Source organism: Arthrobacter senegalensis, from assembly GCF_059091765.1.
Window position 1 is genome coordinate 259358 of the sequence record NZ_JBNHGZ010000004.1, and the last position, 15633, is coordinate 274990.

At 66.8% G+C, this 15633-nt stretch carries 13 protein-coding genes; 7 read left to right on the forward strand and 6 right to left on the reverse strand.

The features are described from left to right. Window position 1: 1 nt before the first annotated feature. Window positions 2-829 (forward strand): hypothetical protein, encoded by an 828-nt coding sequence (locus AC5RVG_RS14095; protein ID WP_494014311.1) that lies wholly within the window; start codon window positions 2-4, stop codon window positions 827-829. Then, window positions 826-1761 carry a glycosyltransferase family 2 protein gene (locus AC5RVG_RS14100; protein ID WP_494014312.1) on the forward strand — a complete coding sequence of 312 codons (936 nt, stop codon included), beginning with the start codon at window positions 826-828 and terminating at the stop codon, window positions 1759-1761. The genes AC5RVG_RS14095 and AC5RVG_RS14100 overlap by 4 nt, the downstream gene beginning before the upstream one ends. Here the strand turns inward: AC5RVG_RS14100 and AC5RVG_RS14105 are convergent. After that, entirely contained in the window at window positions 1736-2785 is a 1050-nt protein-coding gene (locus AC5RVG_RS14105; protein ID WP_494014313.1) for a sulfotransferase domain-containing protein, read from the reverse strand. The genes AC5RVG_RS14100 and AC5RVG_RS14105 overlap by 26 nt on opposite strands. Window positions 2786-3126: 341 nt before the next feature. Here AC5RVG_RS14105 and AC5RVG_RS14110 point away from each other — a divergent pair, with 341 nt between their 5' ends. From AC5RVG_RS14110 to cysC, 5 genes are all read left to right on the forward strand, one after another. Beyond that, on the forward strand, window positions 3127-4785 hold the full coding sequence (locus AC5RVG_RS14110) for a P-loop NTPase family protein (protein WP_494014314.1): 1659 nt from the start codon (window positions 3127-3129) through the stop codon (window positions 4783-4785). Window positions 4786-4800: 15 nt separating this feature from the next. Continuing rightward, the gene (locus tag AC5RVG_RS14115; RefSeq protein ID WP_494014315.1) at window positions 4801-6444 is read left to right on the forward strand and encodes a lipopolysaccharide biosynthesis protein; all 1644 of its coding nucleotides are present in this window, start codon (window positions 4801-4803) and stop codon (window positions 6442-6444) included. A 148-nt stretch (window positions 6445-6592) separates the two neighbouring features. Continuing rightward, on the forward strand, window positions 6593-7504 hold the full coding sequence (locus AC5RVG_RS14120) for a glycoside hydrolase family 26 protein (protein ID WP_494014316.1): 912 nt from the start codon (window positions 6593-6595) through the stop codon (window positions 7502-7504). Window positions 7505-7655: 151 nt separating this feature from the next. Beyond that, window positions 7656-8618: a sulfite exporter TauE/SafE family protein gene (locus AC5RVG_RS14125; protein ID WP_494014317.1), complete on the forward strand. Its 963-nt coding sequence runs from the start codon at window positions 7656-7658 to the stop codon at window positions 8616-8618. Next, window positions 8615-9934, forward strand: a complete 1320-nt coding sequence (cysC, locus tag AC5RVG_RS14130) for an adenylyl-sulfate kinase (protein ID WP_494014318.1) — start codon at window positions 8615-8617, stop codon at window positions 9932-9934. The genes AC5RVG_RS14125 and cysC overlap by 4 nt, the downstream gene beginning before the upstream one ends. A 102-nt stretch (window positions 9935-10036) precedes the next feature. On the opposite strand, the gene cysN is transcribed toward cysC, so the two are convergent. The 5 genes from cysN to AC5RVG_RS14155 form a co-directional block, all read right to left on the reverse strand. After that, window positions 10037-11287 (reverse strand): sulfate adenylyltransferase subunit CysN, encoded by a 1251-nt coding sequence (gene cysN, locus AC5RVG_RS14135; RefSeq protein ID WP_494001396.1) that lies wholly within the window; start codon window positions 11285-11287, stop codon window positions 10037-10039. Beyond that, window positions 11287-12207 carry a sulfate adenylyltransferase subunit CysD gene (cysD, locus tag AC5RVG_RS14140; protein ID WP_494014319.1) on the reverse strand — a complete coding sequence of 307 codons (921 nt, stop codon included), beginning with the start codon at window positions 12205-12207 and terminating at the stop codon, window positions 11287-11289. Before cysD ends, cysN begins: the two co-directional genes overlap by 1 nt. Window positions 12208-12250: 43 nt before the next feature. After that, window positions 12251-13060, reverse strand: a complete 810-nt coding sequence (locus AC5RVG_RS14145) for a 3'(2'),5'-bisphosphate nucleotidase CysQ (RefSeq protein ID WP_494014320.1) — start codon at window positions 13058-13060, stop codon at window positions 12251-12253. Window positions 13061-13133: 73 nt separating this feature from the next. Then, a complete protein-coding gene (locus AC5RVG_RS14150) occupies window positions 13134-14696 on the reverse strand; it encodes a sugar transferase (protein ID WP_494014321.1) in 1563 nt (520 codons plus the stop codon). 124 nt (window positions 14697-14820) lie between these two features. After that, on the reverse strand, window positions 14821-15606 hold the full coding sequence (locus AC5RVG_RS14155) for a NeuD/PglB/VioB family sugar acetyltransferase (RefSeq protein WP_494014322.1): 786 nt from the start codon (window positions 15604-15606) through the stop codon (window positions 14821-14823). Between the last annotated feature and the right edge of the window lie 27 nt (window positions 15607-15633).

The following is a 15633-nucleotide window of genomic DNA, read 5'->3' on the forward strand; positions in this document are numbered from 1 at the left end:
CATGAAGATTCAGGACCGACACCCGCACCGGCAGGCACGGCTCCGGTCCCCGGACCGCGGACATGGACTGAGGTATCGCGGCCTGATGCGCGACAACTGGCGGACCGGCTGCGCCGTTATTGCCGCCATGCTGGCCGCCGGGCTGGGACTACATGTCGCCAAGGAACCCGAATACACCGCCCGCACCGACGTGGTGGTCGTGGCGGTCTCGGACCTGGCCCTCAGCGACGCCCTGGTCGTGGATGTTTCCATCGACTCCGCCGTCCAGTTGTTGCTCTCTGACCGGGTCTTGGGGCAGACTGCGCGCGGCTTGGACTACCCGGGAGGTACTGCCGGGCTGTTGGACGACGTCACGGTTTTGCCCGTGGTCAACTCGCGGATCCTGCAGCTCTACGTCTCAGCGCCCGAGGCGCGGACGGCGTACAGGGCCGTCGCCGCCCTGGCCGAAAACTTTCTTGAGGTCCGCAGCGAATCGCTCGCGGCGACCACCCGGGACCGGGCGGAAACGATCGCCGCCCAGAAACGGGTCATCGAGCGCAGCATGCACGACCGGTCGAGCACGGCCCCTGCGAACACTGCCGTGGGAGTCAATACGCTCAGCCGCCAACACGCGCAGCTTGAGGCAGAACTGACGGCGCTAAGCGTCCACGACCCGGAACCCGGCTACATCTCCCGGCCGGCCGTGCTGCCCGACCGCAGCAAGCGCGCCGGGCTCCCCACCGCGATCGGGTCCAGCTTGGCGGCCGGGCTGGCCTTGGCCGCGGCCGTGGCTGCACGCAGCCAGCGCAGGCACGAACAGAGGTTTCCACACGAGGGAAGGACGTCATGAACACACCTACGGGGCTGGAGCTCGATGCAGCCGTCGACGTCGTCATAGCCACGCACAACCGGCCCGAACTGCTCCGCCAAGCGATCGGCAGCGTCATGGCCCAGGATTATCCAGGCGCCATCCGGGTGACCGTGGTCCACGACCGGTGCGCCGAGGACCCGGCCCTGGCCAGAACCGAACCCCGTCGCCAAGTCCGGGTGATGTCAAACCGCCGCACTCCCGGCTTGGCCGGCTCGCGCAACACCGGCCTGCTCGCCGCCGACGCACCGCTGGTGGCGTTTTGCGACGACGACGATGCCTGGCGTCCGGACAAACTGAGGCGGCAGGTGCAGACCATGGTCGACCGGGCCGCCACCGCCTGCGTCACGGGCATCGAAGTCCACTACGGGGAGAGACGGTTGGTTCGCATCCCCAACGTCCGGGAGATCACGGCCGGGCAGCTCACCGGCAGCAGGTTGACCGGGGCGCACCCGTCGACCTATCTCCTGCTGCGCGAGCACCTGCTCGAGAGAGTCGGGTTGGTGGACGAGGATCTGCCCTACGGCTACGGCGAGGACTATGACTTGCTGCTGCGCGCAGCCCAGCACGGGAAAGTGGCAGTACTCGGGCAGGTGGGGGCCGACGTGCTGTGGCACCCCGACGGTTCGTACTTTTCCCGACGCTGGGACGCGATGGCAGACGGCCTGGAGTATCTGATGGCCAAGCATCCGGCGATCGCGGCAGACCGCCGCGGCCGGGCGTGGATGCAGGGCCAGAGGGCGTTCGCGTTGGCTGCCCAGGGGAACAGCAGGGAGGCCGTGCGCACGGCGGCCGGGTCGTTGGCCGGCAGCCTGCTGGAGCCGCGGGCCTACCTTGCGCTGGCGCTGGTGCTGAAGCTGGTCAAGGCGCCGGTGGTGGTCCGGGCACTCAACGCCCGCGGCCGCGGCATCTGAGCTTCGCTCCGATGCGCGCCGCGGCATAGGCGGCGCGCAGCGGGGCGCTGAGCACGGCGGCGATCCGCCGGTCCCGCACCGGCATCTGCCGCCGCCAAGCCTCATCCAAACGGATGGGCAGCGCGCCTGTGCGGAACCGCATCGGGTTGCCGGCCACGGTGTGATGGGCAGCGAGTTGCACTTCCGCGGGGCTGATGTGTTCCATCGCCGCACCGGCGTTCACGCCGGCGAATCGGAGGACATCGTGGACTGTTTCGCGTGGCCTGGCCATGAAATCCTCATAGTGCACGGTCATGACCGGTACGCGCAGCAGGGTCAGGGCGTGGAAGAGGACTCCATACAGGGTCCAGCGGGTGACCGCGGCAGCGGTCGAGTACCGGGGCATCAGCGCCTCCGCGCCCGTGCTCTCGGGACGCCTCACAACTTTGGCCCATGAGTACGCCACCCCGCGCGGGTCCCGGACCACCAGCACGCATCGAAGCCGCACGTTGGCCGCACGAAGCAAGTATGCGTACGCGGGATGTTTGCTGGAGTCGATGATGAGACCGGCACCGCTGACCTGGGCAATCGCCCCGTACAGGGAGTCAAGCCGGTGCAGGAGGCGCTCCCGGGCCTTCCTGCGGCCCGGCAGCGGCAGCCCGGACGCCAGCTCCGGCAGGAAGCGGTTCCGCACGACCGCGAAGCGGTCCTGAATCGCCTGCACGGAATCCACCCGCGGCCAGCCGCCGTAAGCAGCCTCGCCAACCTGCTGCCAGAAACCGCACTGGCTGAACGGCAGGCCGCAACCACAGAGCTCGTCGTCGCGCAGCCCCCGTTCCCACAGATGAAGCACTTCGCCCACGCCGACGGCGTCGGGGCATTCTGCCAGGCAACGTTCCAACAGGGTGGACCCGCTGCGGCCGAATCCACCGAGCATCAGGACCGCCGGATGATGCCGCCCTTGCAGCGCGCCGCCGTGCTCCCCCGGCGCGGTGAGTGGCGCCATGAAGCGCACGCCGCTGTCCTCCCGCTTTGCCGCATCCACCCGCGGCTTTACAGCCGGCCGAGCGCTTGACATGTTGATACCCATCACGACTCCCCCATGGCTGGAAGCCGTTCCCCGCGGCACGGCAATTGCGCCGGCCGTTCGCCCCCAGATTTGCCAATAATCACGGCGGCGTTGATTCCTGTCAAGGATTTCGGGGAAAGCATTGGCGCTATTGATGAAAGCGTTAATTTTTGCCCCAGCAGGCTATTCCACACGTTGTGGTTCTGTGCAAGACTGGGCACCACGCACCGCTTGGGGCATGAGGCGGGCGTTTTTGGGGGAAACTTTTGGGGGACGCCGGAGGCGGAAGCCGGCCGGCAAAAGTTGGGGGTTTAATCATGGACCATTCATCGGCGCGCCCAGCATTCTTTGGCCGTGCCATGCGCCGGCATTGGCTGTTGCTGCTGGCCGTGGTGCTGCTGGGGGTACTTGGCGCCGGAGCCTATGTTGCGGGCAGCGTGCCCAAGTATTCGTCGACCAGCGTTGTCTTCTTGGAACCGTTATCGGGCAATCCCTTCTCGCCGGCGACGCCGCCGACGCGAAACGAGCAGCTCGCCGCGTTAACCACCGAGGCCGGGCTGGTCCACACGCAGGCGGTGATCGGACTCGCCAGGGAATCTGTCGGAGATGCGCTCGGCGAAGATGCCGGGCAGCTCATCGCCACGGAGGTGCCGTCCAACTCCCAGGTAGTGCACATCACCTACACCGCTGACTCACCGGCCCAGGCCCAGTCCGTGGCCGGGGCGCTGGCCGAGGCCTACCTGCAGTACCGCAGCGACCGGGCCGCCGACGTACTGGAGGCCCGATCGGCGATGCACGATGAGCAGATCGCGTCCGCGACGCAGCTGCTGGACCAGGCGTCCGCCGCGCTAAACGAGGCGCGGGCCGCGGAAAAACCAGACCAGGCGGCCGTACTGGACCTCGAGCAGCAGGTCTCCCTGTACGCCAACCAGCTTGCGGAAATAAGGCTGGAGGCTTCGGACGCGGAGGCAGGATCCTTGGATCCCGGAGACATCATCGATCCGGCCAGCCTCCCCACCGTCCCTGACGGCGTGGACCCGCTGCTGATTGCCGGGGGGATAGTCCTTGTGGCCGTGGCAGTGGGCGTCGGGCTGGCCCTCTTGCGCGAGCATCTGCATCAGCGGATCCTTGACGGACCGGATCTTGTTGCCGCGGGAACAGGTCCGGTGCTCGGCACGGTGGAAGCGCTCGCGGCAGGGGGGAACGCGGAGACCGCCTTGGACGACTATCGCCGGCTGAGCAACGCGTTGCAGCGCGTGACGTTCCTGCCGAACAACACTGTCCTGCTTGCCGGTCTCTCGCAAGGAACGGCGGCACGGCAGGTGTCCGAAGGGCTGGCGCAGGCGTTCGAGGAAGCCGGTCTCCGCACCGTGGTGGTGATGGCGGACGGCACGGCGCCGCTTGATCGCAAGGCGTCCGCCCCCGGGCAGGACGGTGCAGCGGCCAGGGATGGCTTGAGCGAGCTTTTGAACGGCCAACGTCCGCCGTCGGAAGCCCGGACGCTCCTGGTTCCGGTTTCCGAGCACGTAGCGGTGCTGGAAACGGGGCGGGAGCCGCAACGCCTGTCGGCGCTGGTCCAGCACCGCGGCCTGGGCACCGTGCTGGCCACCCTGCAGAACGCCTCGGATTTAGTGCTCGTTGTTGGACCTACCGCCGACTCGGCCACTGGCGGCTCGCTGATGCGCGCTTGCCGTGAGGCGGTGTTGGTCGCGGCACAGGGCCGGTCTACAGCCATGGAAGCGTCGGCGGCCCGCGAACTGCTGGGCAATGGTGGTGCCGCCATGCTTGGATCGGTGCTCCTCCGCCGGAGTTCCAGGCGGCGCAGGGCCACGCCGCCGCCGCCCGCGACCCAACGCCAGGAAGCGGCCAGCCTTGAACCGGTCCCGGTAGGGGGACCCGTCGATGGCGGGAGCACCGCCGACGGGCCAGGCTCAACGGGGGTCGACGAGCGCACCCGGCCGCTCTCCCGCAGCTGACCGGTGGCGTCTTCCGTGTTCGCCAAGGGTAACGGGCGCGTCCGGCAGGATGACGACGACGGCCAAGCCGCAGTCCGCCGGATAGCACGCTCCGGCAGTGTGAACATCCTGGGGAGCGGGATCTCTGCCGGGGCAAACTTCGTGCTCATTGTCCTGGTCTCCCGGCTCTGGGACTTGGAGACCGCCGGTTCCCTGTTCGCCGTGACGTCGCTGTTTTTGATTGCCTTGGCACTGTGCCAACTCGGCGTGGACCAGGGACTCATCCGGTCCATTGCATGGAACAACGCTCGCTCCGAGAGCAGGCACAACCGCCGGCTGGTTGTGGAAGGCCTGCTGGCCGCCCTGACCGCCAGCCTGGTCGTGATGGCCGCCGGAATGCTGCTGGCCGGGCCGCTCGGACAGCTGCTCGGAGGCGCGCCGGCGACACGGGACGTGATCGTGGTCTTCGCCGCCGCGCTGCCCATTGGCGCAACGTACGAGCTTCTGCTGGCCGTCTCGCGGGGACTTGCGCACATGCGGCCGACGATCGTCGTCGAGCGTCTGCTGCGCCCCTGCCTGCAGCTTGCCTGCGTCCTGCTGGCAGGCTTATCAGGTGCCGACGCCGTAGGGCTGGCCCTGGCCTGGACGGCGCCCTACCTGCTGGGGCTGGTTCTCGCGGCCGCGGGGCTGCTGCGGATCCTGCGGGCGAATCCGGGCTCGCTCACCGGCACCTCGCCGGCAGCCGTCATCGACTGTCCCAGCAGCGCCAACGCTGCGCGCGCCGCATTTTGGAAGTTCACGATCCCCCGCGGCTTGGCCCGGCTGGCGCAGGTCGGGCTGCAGCGGGCGGACATCGCGCTGGTCACGGTGCTCGCCGGGCCGTCGGCCGCCGCGCTGTACACCGCCGTCACGCGATTCCTGGTGGTGGGCCAGATGGCCACCAGCGCGATGCAACAGGTCAGCGAACCGCAACTTGCGCGGCTCCTCGCGCGCGGGCAGCCGGACCAGGCCAAGATGGTGGCACGGAAGATGACTCTGTGGGCGGTCATGTTGACCTGGCCGGTGTACCTCTTGATCGCTGCCTATGCCGAATGGCTCCTGGAACTGTTGTTCGGTTCCTCCTTCGCCCTCGCTGCCGGAAGCCTGCAACTGCTGGCCTGCGCCATGCTGATTGGCGCGGCCATGGGACCGCTGGACGTGTTGCTGTTGATGGCCGGACGCAGCAGCCTGTCGCTGATCAACGTCGCGCTGGCACTGGCCGCCGATGTGGTGCTCTGCCTGTTGCTGGTCCCGGTGCTTGGCATCTTCGGGGCTGCGGCAGCGTGGGCCTCGGCGATTGTACTCAAAAATGTCCTGTGCCTGATCCAGGTGCACCGGACACTGCATATTGTGCCGACCTCGCGGGAAGTTGTGGCGATGGCCGCCTTCCTGTTGCTGGTCTTCGGTGCGGCGCCGTGGCTGGCCGCACATGTGCTGGTGTGGCCGCCGGCTGTCCAGGCGGCGGTGCCGGCGGCAGCCGCGGTGCTCTATGCGGCGGCGGTGTGGCGGCGCCGGGCGTCGCTGCTGCGCGGGACGCGGGCGCGGGAAGCTCCGGAGGCCGCCGCCGAACCGACAGGCACCCGAGAGGGCAGCCGGACGCACGCTGTCAGCCCGACTAATGCAACCACCCACCGGGTGTGAAGGCACACGCCGGAGGAGGAGGATGCGGATGAGACGTCGTGTGCTGCTTGTTGCATCAGTTGCCGCCGCGGTGTCCCTCCCCTCGTGCTCGCTGCCATTCCCGCAGGCCGATGGGCGGGCGCAGCCGGCCTGCAACGTCCTGCTGGGCGTGGCCGCCAACCCGCTGCCGGGCCAGGACTGGGATGCCGCCCTGACCGATTTTGAGGCGGCGGCCGGACGGAACGTGGACGTGGTCCGCTATTACAAGCGAGGCCAGGAGAAATTGTTCCCCGATGAGATCGAACGCACACGCAGCAACGAATCGGGTCAAAACAGGATTCTTTTCTACAACTGGAAACCGGACGGGCTGACCTGGCGTCAGGTTGCCGACGGCGCCGCCGATCAGTACCTTAACCGGTTGGCCCGCCAGCTGGCCGCGCATGCCAAGCAGCCGTTTTTCCTGTCGCTGAACGCGGAGATGGAAGACGAGGTCAACACGGACCCGGATTCCGGTCAGACTGCCGATGATTTCCGCCTGTTTTTTCGCCACGTCGTGTCGACACTGCGGTCCAACGGTGTGGACAACGTGGTGACGGTGATGAACTACACCGGTGCCGAAAAGTGGGCCATGAAAGACTGGTTCGGCGACCTGTACCCAGGTGACGACGTCGTTGATTGGATTGCGCAGGATCCCTATGCCTACCCCGAATCCGGCACCACGGACTTGGCGGGGCTCGTCAACCGCACGAGTGGCGGGGCCTGGCCCGGTTTCTATGATTGGGCGGTGGCAAACTACCCGGACAAGCCCCAGATGCTCGCCGAATGGGGTGTTGCGGCGGAACTTCCACCAGCCGGCGCCAAGGCGGACTTCTTCAAAACCGCCGCCGACGACCTCGCTGCCCTGCCACAGCTGCGCGCGTTGGTGTATTGGAACCATTCCGGCCCTGACCAGGAAGACCATCTGGCGGTGGGTGACACCTCCATCGATTCGCGTCCGGGGGACTTGGCCGCTTTCCGCGAATTCATCGAAGACGGCGCACTGAATTCCCCTTCTGCATGCCGACTGGCGCACGAACAATGAGCCAGCGGGTGCGCCTCGCCGGCGAAAACAATGGGACGCACCCGCATTCCAGAAAGAATTCTCCTGCGCGCGGGGCCGGGTCACTTATTCCAGTAGCAGCACGGAAAAATACTCTATTTCCCCGGCGGCAGGGCTGCCAGAATATCGTTTCATGGACATGACTATCGGCTTCGCCGCGTTCGGCATCGGCATCGTCGTCGGGCTGACCGGCATGGGCGGCGGCGCTTTGATGACACCGATGCTGGTGCTCTTCTTCAACGTCCCGCCGCTGACGGCCGTCTCCAGTGACCTCCTGGCCAGCGCAGTCATGAAACCGGTCGGATCGGCGGTTCACCTGCGCCGGAAGACCGTGAACCTGCAGCTGGTTAAGTGGTTGGCTATCGGGGCCGTGCCATCGGCTTTCTGCGGGGTCCTGATACTCAAGGCGCTCGGCGACGACGCCCGGGTCCAAGACGGAATCAAACTCGCCTTGGGCTGCGCCCTGATGCTCACCGCCGTGCTCTTGGTCGTCCGTGCCTACATCCGGTTGGTCGAACGCGCGAAGTCACGCGACGGGCTGGGCGCGAAGCTGCCGCTGGATAGACCGGAAGTAGCCGCCCGGATCCTGCCGACGGTGCTGCTCGGCGTCGTCGGCGGCATGATCGTCGGCCTGACATCCGTCGGGTCAGGTTCGATCATCATCATCGGTCTCATGATGATCTATCCGGGACTCAAGGCTTCCCAGCTGGTGGGCACGGATCTGGTGCAAGCCGTGCCGCTTGTCGTGGCCGCTGCCATCGGTCATATGCTGTTCGGGTCGCTGGACCTGGGAATTGCCCTGCCACTGATTCTGGGCAGTATTCCGGGCGTCTGGGTCGGAGCCCAGATGTCGTCCCGGCTCAGCGGTGGTTTCGTCAGGCGGGCGCTGGCCTTCGTCCTTCTGGCCTCCTCGCTGAAAATGCTGGGTGTCGACAACACCACGACGGGGATAATCCTGGTCGTGGTGTTGCTGGTGGCACCGCTGGTCTGGATGTACATCCGCCGGCGCCGGGGCTTCCCCGCCCTGGCCTGGACCGAGAAGCACGAACGGGTCCGCGCAGCGGCTGGCCAACCGGCGTCGGAGGTGGCGCAATGAGTGACTGGTCCGCTTCCTTGCACGAGCCGGTGTTCGCGCTGTGCGGCGCCAGGCTTGACGAGCTGGAGTTGCTCACGGGCGGCTTGTACGCGCCAGCGGACGGCTACTGCCGCCCGGGCGACAAACCGGACGGCTGGCCGCACGAGTTCACGCTGCCCGTGCCGCCCGATGTCGCCCGGCGAGGCGCCGCCCAGGGTGCCCTCCTCCTGTCTGATCCGGAAGGCACGCCGCTTGCCCGGCTCGCGGTTGCTGAACGCGGCAACCGCGGAGAGCCAGACAACCGGGAGGCGGCGGCAGGCACGGGCGGCAACGGTACCGTTTATGTGAGCGGCACCCTGGAGCCGTTACAACGGGCAGAACACCCGCCGGCGCGGAGACTTCGCCTGACCGCTCCCCTGTCGGAGGCGGACGGCCCGTGCCTTGTTGCAGCCTTCGCCGTACCGCCGGAGCCGGCACAGATCGCCGAGGCGGTGGCCGCCGCCTCCGGGGCCGGTTGGCGCCTGTTGCTGACCGCCGTCGTGAGCAGTTCCGCCTCCGCCACCCGGGACCTTGGGAGGCTGCTGGACGCCCTGGACCGCTGCGCCCATCGGGTTTCCGGCGCCTTGGTGCGTCTGCTGGTCATACCGGATGCCCAGGACCATTCCCTGCTGCGAAGCCATGCGCTGGAGCGGCTTGGCGCCGCGGCTGTCATGGATTTCACGGCGGCTGATGCGTCCGGCGCCTCCCCTTCGCCACCCGCCGCCCCGGCCGCCGGAGCGCGGCCGGAGGGCCTGGTCGTGCTGTTTACGGGGCTTTCCGGCTCCGGCAAGTCGACCTTGGCCCGCCGGTTCACGGAACGCTTGCAGGGTTTGGATGACCGCGAGGCCATCCTGCTGGACGGCGACGAAATGCGCCGCATGCTGTCGGCGGGGCTGGGCTTCTCGCCGGCCGATCGTGAGCTGAACGTCCGTCGAATCGGTTGGGTGGCGGCACAGATTTCACGGGCCGGGGGCATAGCGGTCTGCGCACCGATTGCACCCTTCGAAGCCACACGCCGGGAGGTTGCGGCGATGGCCCGGGAGACGGGCGGTTACCTTCTGGTGCACGTCTCGACCCCCTTGGAGGTCTGCGAGGCCCGCGATCGGAAGGGCTTGTACGCGAAGGCTAGGGCGGGCCTCATTCCAGACTTCACCGGCATCGGTTCACCCTACGAAACGCCGCAGGACGCCGATTACGTGGTCGACACTTCCCGGGTGGGCATCGAGGAGGCTGTCGCGGAGCTCCTCAGCCTGGTGAGAGCGGCGCAGAAGCCGCTTACTGCCGCGGCCAACCGCTAGGCGAGCCAGCGGAACCGGCTGTCCCTCACGTTCCAACCACCCTGCATAACAGCCCTGCCCGTGGCCTGGACCCACGGGCAGGGCTGTTATGCAGAGGCAGTATCAGGCCGTGGCGACGATCATTCCGGCCCCCACCGTCGCATTTGTAGCCTCGTCTATCAAGATGAAACCGCCAGTCTGCCTGTTCCTCCTGTACTCGTCGGCGAGCAACGGCGACGTGGTGCGCATCCTGATCCGGCCGATCTCGTTAAGGCTGAGCGAGTCCGGGTCGGGCCGGCGATGCAGGCTGTTGATGTCCAGCCCGTACTGCAGGTCCTTAACCAAGGCCCGCGCGCTGCGCGTGGTGTGTTTGACCGCAAGCTTCTGCCCCCGCTGCAGCGGCTTGTCGCTCATCCAGCACACCATCGCGTCGATGTCCTGGGCCACCATCGGCTTGTTGTTCGGCCTGCAGATCATGTCACCGCGGGAGATGTCCAAGTCGTCTTCGAGCCGCACGGTGACCGACATCGGAGCGAAGGCCTCGTCTACCGGTCCGTCCGGGGTATCGATGGCGGAGATCCGCGAAGGCAGGCCGCTGGGCAGGACGATCACCTCGTCGCCGACCTTCATGACGCCACCGGAGACTTGGCCGGCATAGCCGCGATAGTCGTGGTTGCGGTTCTGGTGCGGCCGGATCACGTACTGCACGGGAAAGCGCACGTCCACGAGGTTGCGGTCGCTCGCAATGTGCACGTTCTCAAGATGGTGCAGCAGCGACGGCCCCTCGTACCACGGCATGTTCTGGGACCGCGAGACCACGTTGTCGCCCTGCAGCGCGGACACCGGGATGATCGAAAGGTCGGTGATTTCCAGTTTGCTGGCAAATCCGCTGAACTCCTCGCGGATCTGATCAAACACGTCCTGCGACCAGTCGACCAGGTCCATCTTGTTGACGGCAAGCACGAGGTGCGGCACCTGCAGCAGCGACACGAGGAAGGCGTGGCGCCGGCTTTGTTCCACCAAGCCCTTCCGGGCGTCCACGAGGACGATCGCGACGTCCGCCGTGGAGGCGCCGGTGACCATGTTGCGGGTGTACTGCAGATGGCCCGGGGTGTCGGCGATGATGAACTTGCGCTTCGGCGTCGCGAAATACCGGTACGCGACGTCGATGGTTATCCCTTGTTCCCGTTCGGCGCGCAGCCCATCGGTCAGCAGCGCCAGGTCTGTGTACTCGTCGCCCCGTTCTCGGCTGGTGCGTTCGATGGCTTCCATTTGGTCACTGAAGATCGATTTTGAGTCGTAGAGCAGGCGTCCGATCAGTGTGCTCTTGCCGTCGTCGACCGAACCCGCAGTGGCGAAACGCAACAGATCCATCAGAAATACCCCTCTTTCTTGCGGTCTTCCATGGCCGCTTCGCTTACTTGGTCGTCCCCACGGGTGGCGCCGCGCTCCGTGACGCGGGTCGCCGCCACCTCTGCGATGACGTCCCCGGCCGTCGTCGCCGTGGAACGGACGGCGGCGGTGAGGGTGGCGTCGCCGACGGTGCGGTACCGCACCGTTTCCCTGAAGGTGCGCTCGTTGCCTCGCGGCTGACAGAAGCGATGCACCCCGAAGAGCATGCCGTTGCGTTCGAAGACTTCCCGCTCGTGGGCGTAGTAGATCGACGGAACTGCGATCTGCTCGTGCGCGATGTAGCTCCAAATATCGAGTTCGGTCCAATTCGAAATCGGGAACACGCGGATGCTCTCGCCCAGGTGGATTCGGGGGTTGTACAGGCCCCACAATTCCGGACGCTGGTTCTTGGGATCCCACTGGCCGAACTCGTCACGGAATGAAAAAACCCGTTCCTTGGCCCGGGCCTTTTCCTCGTCACGGCGCGCCCCGCCCATGAGGGCGTTGAAGCCGTATTTTTCGGCAGTCTCCAGCAGCACCGCGGTCTGGATGCGGTTGCGGGACCCGTTGGGTTCCTCCTGCACCAGCCCGCGGTCGATGGCATCCTGCACCGAGCCGACCACCAGGTTCACCCCGAGTTCTTTGACCAAGGAGTCGCGGAACTGCAAGACCTCGTCGAAATTGTGGCCGGTATCGACGTGTACCACCGGAAACGGTATCGGCGCAGGTGCGAAGGCCCTCGCCGCGAGATGCAGCATGACGATCGAGTCCTTGCCGCCGGAGAACATGAGCGCTGGTTTCTCCAGTTCGGCGGCGACTTCGCGGATGATGTAAATCGCCTCCGACTCGAGAAGTTTAAGGTGGCTCACGTGATAGCGCGGTCCACTGGTTGTTTCATTCATTTCTTTCTTCCCCCTTTGTTTGTGCCAGCCAGCACGTAACGGCCTATTCCCGCGGCAACCGGCTGAGCCGCTGCAACAGGTCGCCTGCCAGTTCCTGCCGGCAGACCAGCAAATCGGGCAAGTACGCACTCGGTTGGTTGTAGACCAGTGGCGAACCGTCCAGCCTGCTGGCATGCAGGCCACGGCTGCGGGCCACGGCGACCGGAGCCGCTGAATCCCATTCGTACTGGCCGCCGCTGTGCAGGTAGGCATCCACCTCGCCGCGGATCACAGCGGCGATCTTGTAGCCGGCAGAGCCCATCGGCAGGACTGCCGCGCCCGTTTCCTCGGCCAGCGCGCCAATGACGGCGGGAGGCCTGGTCCGCGATACCGCGATCCGCAACCGGCGGCCCGGCGGGAAGCGGGACGGTTGCAACCGGACCGCGGGGTCGGATGTGTCCAGGGTCGTGGAAAGTCCCGGCAGCGCGACGGCCCCAGCCCGCAGGCTGCCCCTGCACCACAGCGCCACGTGGACCGCCCAATCCCGGCGCCCTTCGGAGAATTCGCGGGTGCCGTCAAGCGGGTCGATAATCCAGACCCGTTCGGCCCTTGGGCGCGCCGGGTCATCCTCGCCCTCTTCCGATAGCACCAGGTCCTCCGGCCGAGACCGCCGCAGCGCTGCGGCCAGCAGTTCATGCGAGCGCGCATCACCTTCTGTTTTCAGCCGGTCGGCTGTCCATCCGGCGACCGCGGCGTCCCACTGCAACTGCCGCAGCATGGCCCCGGCCCTGCCGGCGAGCTCCGGCGCCAGCGCGGTGTCCGGAACGTGCCGTCCCAAGTCCAGGCGGTTGACCGCCTGTATATCCGCCCCCATCAATTTCCCCTTTCCCTGCTCAATCCCCTTGTTGCTGCCGGTAGCGGGCGCGCGTCGCGTGAACGGCGGGCCCTCAATAAGCGCCGGTTGGATTCAGCATCACCTTCAACGTGCGCCACATGATCATGAGGTCCCCGGTCAGCGACCAGTTCTCCACGTAGTAGAGGTCGAGCCTGACGCTCTCGTCCCAACTCAGGTCGGACCGCCCATTGATTTGCCACAGTCCGGTCAGCCCCGGCTTGATGTACAACCGGCGGCCCACGTGCCCCTCGTAGCCGGCCACTTCCGAGGGCAGCGGCGGCCGGGGCCCGACCAGGGACATTTCACCCCGCAGGACATTGAAGAACTGCGGGAGTTCGTCCAGCGAGTACTTGCGCATCCAGGCGCCCACTTTGGTGACACGAGGGTCAGCCCGCAGCTTGAACAGCGGCCCGCTGCCTTCGTTCATAGCCTTGAGGGCCTCAAGTTCAGCCTCAGCGTTGGCGGTCATGGACCGGAACTTGAACATCTCAAACGTCTGTCCGTTGCGGCACACCCGGCGTTGCTTGAAAATGACCTTGCCGGGCGAGTCCCAGCGGATCAGGCCGGCGAAGACAGCGAAGGCCGGCAGCAGGGCGAGCAGGGCGGCGGCGGAGACGACGACGTCGACGAACCGCTTGAGCAAGTACCGGTAACCGGAGAACTGCGGCCTTTCGACATGCATCAGCGGCAAGCCCTCCACCGGACGCATCTGGATCCGGGGACCTGCAACGTTGGTCAGCGATAGCGCGACCACCAGCTCGGTGGCGCTCTCCTCCAGCCGCCAGCCGAGTTCCCGGAGGTAGCCGCTGCGCTGCCCCACCTGTCCCGCAACGATGACGGCGTCTGCGCCAAGGATGTCCACGGCCCGCTCAACGTCGTCCAGCCCGGCCACCACGGGGACCTGCCGTGCGGCGAGGGCGTCGCTGTCGGCCGGGACGCCGTCCAGCGCTGCCCCCACCACTTGGTACACGGCGCCGGATTTCTTGGCGATCTGGTCTATCACGTAAACGACGTCTTCATAGGCGCCGAGGACGACGACCTTCGAGAGGTAGTGTCCGTTCTCCCGCTGCTTCGTCAGCCACCGCCGCCAGCCCCAGCGTCCCGCCAGCAGCGCGACGATGCCGACCGGCACACCCGCCACGAATGGAGGTGCCAACTCCTCCGCCTGCAGGGCGAGGAGTACGACGGCGAGCATCCCGTAGGCCCCGGAGCTTGCCCTGATCACCTTTTTGTACTCGGCGGCTCCGACGCCGATCACCCGCAGGTCCCGGGTCCTCCCGACCGCAAGGGCGCAGGCCAGGACAGCGCCGGTGACCAGGGCAAGGGTCGCACCGGCCCCGGTTACCTGACCACCAACGAGCAGGAGTGCCACACCTACCGAGAGCACGAGGATGGCAGTGTCCGTAGCGAGCAGTTTGGCCTGGTAGCGGCGGGCCCACGGCTTGGACGTGCGGCCGCGCGTTCCCGGACGTGGAACAGCGGGCTTCAGGAGAGTCGGTATGGACAATTTCGGCGCAGCCGGCGTCTCGAACCCGAACGTTTCCGCGGCGACACCCACCAGCGGGGCGACCGTGCGTTGCAGGTAGCTGTCCGTGGACACCTGGGCATCATGCATGGCTAGCGCTTCCCTTCTGGAACCGGAAAGTCCGGCGTAGTGATCATTGACCGGTGCGAAAAGACCCGGCGGCTGGCATTGGCTGTGCCGGAGGCCTCGGAGACACGCGGGGTCTTCGCCGCCCTCATGGCGTCTTCAGCAGGGCTGCCGCTGCAGCCAATCGCTCGAACGCCGAGCGGCCGACGCTTCCCGGCGCACTCCGGTTGGACGTTGGCTCCTGCGATTCCCCGCCAACAAAAAGCTGATTGGGGGCCAGTTGGTCTGCAGCGCCGGCTACGGGCCGTGCCGGCACGCCTGCCCAGCATTCTTCGGGCGGCACCTGTCCCAGGACCGCCGAGCCCATGCCCACCGTCGCGTCCCGGCCGATGGCAACACCGGAGGCGACGCTGCAACACATCTGTAGCCAAGCGCCACTCCCCACCTGCACGCGGCCGGCAAGGGCCGCCCCTGCCCCCACGGTGGCAAATGCCGATACCGTCACATCGTGCGAAAGTGACACCCGCGGCATGATGACAACGTGTTCCCCCAGGGTTACTCCCGCGGCCAGGACACTTTCCGCCAAGACAAGGCTGCCGGCACCGACCCGGACACTTGCCGAAAGCGGTGCGCGGAGGCCGACGAATGTGGCGTAGCGTTCCGGCCCGGCTCCGTACTCTGCCAACCGGTCCACCAACCGCCGGCGGATGGCCGGGGATTCGTGGCATACCAAAAGCCGGCAGTCCGGGTATCGGTAAACCGCCTCGACGGGCCCAAGGACTTGCACACCATCCACGTAACGTCCATGGACATCGGGGTCCTCATCGAGCACGCCGACTACGTCCCACCCGCCTGCAGCGCGCATCGCTGCCAAAACTTCCCTGGCCAGTCCCCCTGCCCCCACCAGCAGCACACGAGTTACAGAATCCCCCATTGCACATCTCCCCCCAGAAATGCACTT

What these genes read in the sequence shown, in the direction of transcription:
- cysC (WP_494014318.1), top strand. Translation starts at nt 8,615, where the DNA reads ATGAGTGACTGGTCCGCTTCCTTGCACGAGCCGGTGTTCGCGCTGTGC.
- AC5RVG_RS14095 (WP_494014311.1), top strand. Translation starts at nt 2, where the DNA reads ATGAAGATTCAGGACCGACACCCGCACCGGCAGGCACGGCTCCGGTCC.
- cysD (WP_494014319.1), bottom strand. Translation starts at nt 12,207, where the DNA reads ATGAATGAAACAACCAGTGGACCGCGCTATCACGTGAGCCACCTTAAA.
- AC5RVG_RS14150 (WP_494014321.1), bottom strand. Translation starts at nt 14,696, where the DNA reads ATGCATGATGCCCAGGTGTCCACGGACAGCTACCTGCAACGCACGGTC.
- AC5RVG_RS14125 (WP_494014317.1), top strand. Translation starts at nt 7,656, where the DNA reads ATGGACATGACTATCGGCTTCGCCGCGTTCGGCATCGGCATCGTCGTC.
- AC5RVG_RS14100 (WP_494014312.1), top strand. Translation starts at nt 826, where the DNA reads ATGAACACACCTACGGGGCTGGAGCTCGATGCAGCCGTCGACGTCGTC.
- AC5RVG_RS14110 (WP_494014314.1), top strand. Translation starts at nt 3,127, where the DNA reads ATGGACCATTCATCGGCGCGCCCAGCATTCTTTGGCCGTGCCATGCGC.
- cysN (WP_494001396.1), bottom strand. Translation starts at nt 11,287, where the DNA reads ATGGATCTGTTGCGTTTCGCCACTGCGGGTTCGGTCGACGACGGCAAG.
- AC5RVG_RS14145 (WP_494014320.1), bottom strand. Translation starts at nt 13,060, where the DNA reads ATGGGGGCGGATATACAGGCGGTCAACCGCCTGGACTTGGGACGGCAC.
- AC5RVG_RS14155 (WP_494014322.1), bottom strand. Translation starts at nt 15,606, where the DNA reads ATGGGGGATTCTGTAACTCGTGTGCTGCTGGTGGGGGCAGGGGGACTG.